Genomic DNA, 6,041 nt, shown 5'->3' with positions numbered 1-6,041 from the left:
GTGCTTCACGAGCCCGCGCAGCACGGTCGGGCGGGCGCCGGCGATCACCTCGCGGCGCAGCGTCTCGTCGTCGAGGCCGCAGACCTCAGGGATCGGTGTGGTGGTGATCGGTCGGGACGGCGGCTGGGACGGCATGGTCCGCCGAGGATAGCCCACGCAATGCCGCGGCGAGCTCGGCCACCACCGGCGACCAGTCGCCGCGCGTGGCCTGCCGGAACAGCCGCAGCGCGCCCGGGTACCACGGCGAATCGCTGCGTTCGGTGAGCCAGCGCCAGTCGGTCATCTGCTGCGGCAGCAGCACCCAGCACGGCTTGCCGAGCGCGCCGGCCAGGTGGGCGACCGCGGTGTCGACGCAGATCACGAGGTCGAGCGCCTGCACGATGGCGGCGGTGTCGGCGAAGCTGTCGATCTCGCCGCCCAGGTGCAGCGCGACCGGCGCGCGCAGCGCCTCGTCTTCGCCGGCGCCCTTCTGCAGGCTGACGAAGTGCACGCCGGGCAGCGCGGCCAGCGGYGCCAGCAGGTCGATCGACGGCAGCGAGCGCTCGTCGTCGTTCTCGAACGCGGGGTTGCCTTTCCAGACCAGGCCCACGCGCAGGCCGCGCGATGGGAGCGCCTGCTGCAAACGCAATTGCCAGCGCGCGGCGTCCGCCGGCTCGGCGCGCAGGTAGGGTCGGGCCGCGGGAACCGTGTCGGGCAGGGTGCCGAGGTGGCGCGGCACGCTGGTCGCCGAGGTCCAGCAATCCCAGCGCGCGGGCGGCAGCAGGCCGTCGGCCGGCAGCACCTCGTCGACACCGTCCAGCGTCGACAGCAGCGCCTGCAGCGGCGGCGGGCACAGCAGCGTGACGCGCAGCGCACCGGCCTGCTTCAGCACCGTGGCGAAGCGACTGAACTGGATCATGTCGCCGTAGCCGCCCTCCAGGCCGACCAGCACGCGGCGGCCGTCCAGCGGCTCGCCCTGCCAGCGCGGGCAGGTGACGCGCCCGGCCAGGTCGAGCTGCCAGCCGCGCCATGCGTAGTGGGACCAGCCCTCGTCCCAGCGCCCGTCGCGCAGGCACAGGTAGGCGAGGTTGATGTGCGCCTTCGGGTACTGCGGGTCCAGCGACAGGCTGCGCCGGCAGCAGGCTTCGGCATCGCCGTGCCGGCCCATCTGCGCGAGCAGCACGCCGAGGTTGGACCAGGCGGCCGGCGCGTCGGGATCGAGCTGCACGGCCGCCCAGCAGGCGGCCAATGCCTCGTCGAAGCGTTTCAGACGCGCCAGCAGCGCGCCGTGGTTCAGGTGGATGGTGGGTTGCTGCGGCCGCAGCGCGAGCGCGCGGCGGTAGCAGGCGTCGGCCTCGTCGAGGCGGCCGGCGGCCTCGGCCAGCCAGCCGAGGTTGGCATGCGCCTCGCCGAGATCGGGCTCGATCGCGATCGCCTCGCGGAAGCAGGCTTCGGCACCCGCTGCGTCGTGCGCGGCGAGGTGCCGGGTTCCGTCGAAGAAGCGTTGGCTTGCAGCGGGCTGCATGCGGGCATTKGAACGCGCCGGCCGGCATCGCGATCCTCGAAGCAGCAGGGCAAGAGCCCGGCTGTTCTTGTCAATAGTGCGGCGGCAACTCGTCGCGCAGGCTGCGGAACGGCACGGCGTCCTGGCCGGCGGCCTGCTGGCGCAGCAGCGCGATCTGGGCCGCCATCTGCTCGATCTGCTGCTGCTGGCGCGCCAGCAACGCGTTCAGCGAATCGAGCAGGTCCTCGCTGAAGCTGGCCTTGATCTCCAGGGCGGTGAGGCGGCGGTCGGTGTCGTGTGCGGAGTCCATGGGGGCATTGGAACTCAGCCGCTGCGCCTCGGGATCGATCCGGTCAGTGTCGTGTAGCGCGAAGCTCCTCCAACGCTTTCCGCAACGGCCCGACCCTCAAGTTCTGCTCGAGCGTCAGGTTCTCGCTGTCGTCGAGCACATCGAGTGCATCAAGCGCATCGAGGCAGGCAGCGATGTAGTCATCCAGCTGGTGCGCCTCCACACGTTTCGCGAGCGCCTTTTTCAACGACGCCCCCGGCGTGCCGACGATCGCCAACAGTTCGTGAATCTCCGGCAGCATCCGGCGGGCGGTGTCCCGGGACGGGTCCATCGGCTTGCCGTCAATTCCCTCCTCGGACCGGTCAAGAGGCGTGTTCGTGTGCTCTTTCTGCCTGTTCTTCGGCGATTTCACCCGTGGTACACCAGGGTCGTCGCTGTCTTCGCCGGCTATCTGCCCGAGCTCGCGAACGATATCTCGCGCCAGCAGGGTCACCTTTTCGTTCAGGTGTCCCGCATGGGCAAGCATGCGGAGTTCACCAGCCAACACGCCGCAGAAGCGCTTGCGAGCCTCCTCCGAGGTGTCAGACAGAAGGTGGTCGATCGCCAGCTGCAATTGGTCGTGCCACGTGGATCCCGGCTGGCCTGTCGCGAAGTACAACAGGCTTTGAACGTGCTGATACGCCCCGATGCAGTCTTCTGTCCAGTCGTCGTTCGCCGTCTCGCCCAGTTTCGTCCAGGTGCGCAGGTGGCGCTCGGCCGCCCCGTCCCGTGCTGCCGGCTCCGGCTGAAGCTGGTTTTTGAACGCCAGCATCCGTGCATAGACGCCGTCCGGATCAGCTTGCTCTCCCAGGTGCTCGAATGCCTGCTGCAGCACCGCCATGGACTGGAGGAAGGTCTTGCGGTCGACCCCGAGCCCTCCTTCATCTTCGGGGCTGAACATGATCCGGGCCAGCGCCACTGGAACAGTCTCTTCACCCGAGTTGGACAGGCGCCGGGCCATCGACTCCGCGACCTCGAACCTGCTGACGAACTGTTGCGGCTGGACCGCTTCGTTCGTGCGCGCCGGCGGCATGTCGTAGGTCCGGCGCAGCGCGTTCGCGATCGCCGCGTGAGCCTCCTCGATCCGGCCTGCATGCAACTGCGCCAGCACGGCTCCGCGCAGCAGCAGTTCACTGACCGGATCGAACCCCCCGGCCCGCAGGATCTTCATCGCGAAGGAATCCTCTCGCCCGCCGGCGTCCAGGTTCTCCAGGATGTCGAACGCCATCATGTCCACCGTCATCGACTCGTTGGCGCCACCCTCGTAGGTCGCTGTGTGCTCCTTCGCATAGCCTTGCTCGGCGTCGGTCAAGTCGCCTCTGCCGTACTGCACCGAGAAGCCCTGCAGGTAGGCCTTGCGCAGCGCGTCCAGCGAATGAATGGCACGCATCGCCCGGTTGTCACGCTCATCCCATTTCTGCAGACGTTCTTCGTCCGCACGTGTCTTCTGGCGCTTGTACATCGAGACCCCAAAGAAGCCCATCGCGGYCGCGCTGAAAACCGGGATGGCATAGGCCAGCCCGGGGGCGGCAGCGGCGACGACGGGGACGGCCGCCGCCCCCAGCGCGAACTTCGCCAACAGGATCGTGCTCATCTCTGCGGCGACGATGCGCCCGGCACCAGACACGATCCGGCTGACAGCCGCCTTCTGCTCCTTGCCCGCAATTCGCTTCTTGCGCTGGCAGTAACCGAGCAGGGTGCCCAGATAGGCCTCATGCAACGGGTTGTCCCATGCCTCGTCCCACAACGGCGTCAATCGTGCGATTCGCGCCTTGGACATGGCCTTCGCGATGTCGGCAGCCTCCAGCTCGAATCCTCCCTGCGGCATGTCCCGGGTGCCGGCCAAGGCACCGAAGCCCGAAAGAAAGCCGCTCAGGCTTGCATGCCCGGAAACTTCGAACGCCCCTCTGGCGACATTCGCCATCGCGACATCGGGAAGCAGGTCGCGGGGAAGGCCCACCGTCGCCTGCTTGTCGTCCGCCACGGTCTTTGCGTTCTTCGCCTTCAGCATCCAGCCCGGCGAACGCATGTCCGTCGGCACCTCCGTCCCGCGCTGGCGCCTGTTGTCGAACCTTCGCACGACCTTGCTTACGACGGCAGCGGCGTCAGGCCACGCGGACAGGGTCGCCCAGAATTCGATGGCGGACAAACTCGACGCGATCACCGGCAAGGTCCCGGCAAGCAACGCGCGCTGAGCCTGCTCGGCAGCCATGAACTTCATCACGAGTCCCAGCTTCGCCTTCTCGCTCGCCGTGAGCTTCTTCAGCAGCACGCCGTACATGTTCACGCCGTGGTAGCCGAGCGTCAACGGACTCAGGAGATCACCGGCACCCTGCAGGTACGGCATGGCGTCGGACACCCCGTCGGGCGCGAGGCTTCCGGCCTCCTTCAGCGCACTGGACACGACGCCGCCCACATAGTTCCTGGCATGCCGAGCCGTCGTCTGCACCTCGCCCGGCTTGTGCGGCTCATGGCCCGTCCGGCGCTTGCCGGCCAGGCGCTGAAAGACCTTCCTGGCCCGGCTGCCGTGAGCTTTCAGGTCCTCCAGTCGCTGCTCCCGGTGGCCCTTCACCGGTTGCTCCTTTCCGCCCAACATCGTCATGGCGATCGCGAACTGCCCGTCGCTCCCGTTCGGCTTGAGCAATCCCTTCTTGACCAGCCGGCGCGCCTGTCGCGCGAACAGCGGCGCGAGTTCGGTCAGCAGTACCGACATCAGCTCCAGATGATCGGCGAAGCCTTGGAAGAACTGCGTATTCCCCCATGTGAATTCAGCTTCACGCGCAGGGAACAGCATTTCGCAGATCGCATCCCAGTCGGGCTCCGGCAATCGCGACGTTAGCGAGCGCCCTTCTCCTTGGGCATAGGCAGAGATGAACTCTGCATAGGAGGACACACCCAAGCCCGGTGAATGAGGCGGGACCGATGCATTCGATCCCGGAGGCACCTCTTGTCTGGAGTTGCCTCCGATCTGCCGCTTCTGAGGGGGCGCGGTGTCCATGGGCTTCATCGTGAGACCCCGCCGGCGAAGTCGAAGCCGATGGGCGCCGCCGCGCGCGGCCCGTCATCCAGCCCGTCCAGTTCACTCTGCACGGCATCGAACCAGGAGGGCATGCGCAGCGTCAGCAGCCGCAGCAGGTCGTCCTCGCCTTCGAGCGCATCGACAGCAAGGAGCGCGATACCGATCACGTGACCGCTCTGCGGGTGCAGCGCCAACGTCAACGGCGCATCCTCGGCACGCCGCAGGTTGAGTTCGAGCAGGCGGCGAAGCGATGCCACGCTGCCTCCGTCGGGCAGCGGCCCCATGTCCACCACCAGCCGGAGTTCGCCGTCATCACCGCACCCAAGCAGCACATCGATGCCGGCGACGTTCAGCAGCCCGCGATGCAGCAGATCGGGCAGATCCTCCAGCTCCAACTGATGGGCCAGGCGGGCCATCAATGCATCAAATCGTTCTCGACTCATCGGGAATTCCTTCTTGGGGATTCCCTCCCTGGTTCACGCCCCCGTGTGGGAGCGCAAGCTGTGTGTCAGATCGCAGTGCAGCAATTCCAGGCGAAGGCCAGACGGATGGCCCGCCTCCCTGCGCTGCGGCTGCAATTCCGCACAGGTCGGCCGGCATCCAGGCATCCCCGGCGCGAACGGACTTTCGGGTTTCCACGTAGAGTTCGGGGCTTCGTCCGCCTGTCCTCCCCCACCCCGTGAACCTTCCCTTGCTCGCCCTGGCCGCCGCCGCATTCGGCATCGGCACCACCGAATTCGTGATCATGGGATTGCTGCCGGATGTCGCCCGCGACTTCGGCGTCACCGCGCCGGTGGCCGGCATGCTGGTCTCCGGCTATGCGTTCGGCGTGACGATCGGCGCGCCGATCCTCGCGATCCTCACCGCCAAGTGGCACCGCAAGCGGGCGCTGGTCTCGCTGATGGGCTTGTTCATCCTCGGCAACGCGCTGTGCGCGATCGCGCCGAACTACGAGTTCCTGATGGTCGCGCGCGTCGTCACCGCGTTCTGCCATGCCGCCTTCTTCGGCATCGGCGCGGTCGTCGCGGCCGGGCTCGTGCCGCACGAGAAGCGGGCGCAGGCCGTCTCGCTGGTGTTCACCGGCCTCACGGTGGCCAACATCCTCGGCGTGCCGCTGGGCACCGCGCTCGGCCATGCGGCCGGCTGGCGCTCGACGTTCTGGGCGGTCACCGGCATCGGGCTGGTCGCCATCACCGCGCTGTGGCGCTGGC

Annotated in this window: 5 protein-coding genes; 1 reads left to right on the top strand and 4 read right to left on the bottom strand. The window is 67.8% G+C overall.

Annotation, left to right across the window (positions count from 1 at the left end; translation table 11 throughout):
- Positions 1–85: 85 nt before the first annotated feature.
- From AC1D01_RS17145 to AC1D01_RS17130, 4 genes are all read right to left on the bottom strand, one after another.
- Positions 86–1,504 carry a tetratricopeptide repeat protein gene (locus tag AC1D01_RS17145; RefSeq protein WP_477868315.1) on the bottom strand — a complete coding sequence of 473 codons (1,419 nt, stop codon included), beginning with the start codon at positions 1,502–1,504 and terminating at the stop codon, positions 86–88.
- Positions 1,505–1,574: 70 nt separating this feature from the next.
- Entirely contained in the window at positions 1,575–1,793 is a 219-nt protein-coding gene (locus tag AC1D01_RS17140; RefSeq protein ID WP_477868313.1) for a SlyX family protein, read from the bottom strand.
- 43 nt (positions 1,794–1,836) lie between these two features.
- Positions 1,837–4,809, bottom strand: a complete 2,973-nt coding sequence (locus AC1D01_RS17135; protein ID WP_477868311.1) for a hypothetical protein — start codon at positions 4,807–4,809, stop codon at positions 1,837–1,839.
- A gap of 5 nt (positions 4,810–4,814) precedes the next feature.
- Positions 4,815–5,273, bottom strand: a complete 459-nt coding sequence (locus AC1D01_RS17130; RefSeq protein WP_477868309.1) for a type III secretion system chaperone family protein — start codon at positions 5,271–5,273, stop codon at positions 4,815–4,817.
- A gap of 236 nt (positions 5,274–5,509) precedes the next feature.
- Between AC1D01_RS17130 and AC1D01_RS17125 the strand changes: the two genes are divergently transcribed.
- The coding region (locus tag AC1D01_RS17125) for an MFS transporter (protein ID WP_477868307.1) at positions 5,510–6,041 on the top strand (532 nt) is incomplete at its 3' end.

The sequence above is a fragment of the Rhizobacter sp. P3_B12 genome, assembly GCF_056402895.1.
The sequence above is the reverse complement of the archived record's forward strand: the minus strand, read 5'-3'. Positions and strand labels throughout refer to the sequence as shown.

What these genes read in the sequence shown, in the direction of transcription:
- AC1D01_RS17140 (WP_477868313.1), bottom strand. Translation starts at nt 1,793, where the DNA reads ATGGACTCCGCACACGACACCGACCGCCGCCTCACCGCCCTGGAGATC.
- AC1D01_RS17130 (WP_477868309.1), bottom strand. Translation starts at nt 5,273, where the DNA reads ATGAGTCGAGAACGATTTGATGCATTGATGGCCCGCCTGGCCCATCAG.